General features: G+C 70.5%; 1 protein-coding gene. It reads left to right on the forward strand.

What is annotated here, in order from left to right; translation table 11 throughout:
* Window positions 1-319, forward strand: a 319-nt coding sequence (locus tag IE249_RS32735; RefSeq protein WP_189710708.1) for a hypothetical protein, incomplete at both ends; no start/stop codon positions are given.

Consider the following 319-nt stretch of genomic DNA (forward strand, 5'->3'; position numbering starts at 1 on the left):
ACTTCGACTTCGGCCAGTTCGTCATCGTCCACTCGGAGTCCGAGGGCGACGCCGGCGGACAGCCTCCCGAGAAGGTGGTCATCGACCCGACCGGCGGCAAGTACGGCGCTTACCGCTCCTGGCTGGAGCAGTTCCGCAGGAGCGACCTCGTCAAGATCGGTCCCCGTCCTCCCGAGCGCGACCGGGGCCCGCTGAGGGACCCCCTCGGCGGCGTCTCGCTCTTCCAGCTCGTCGACTCGCGCGGCCCCACCGCTTGGGCGCCGCTGGAGATCCCCGTCGCGTCGGAGGAGCTCGCGGATGTCATCCGCAAGGGCCGGAT

It is taken from the genome of Streptomyces anandii JCM 4720 (genome assembly GCF_014650655.1).
GTDB classification, from domain to species: domain Bacteria; phylum Actinomycetota; class Actinomycetes; order Streptomycetales; family Streptomycetaceae; genus Streptomyces; species Streptomyces anandii.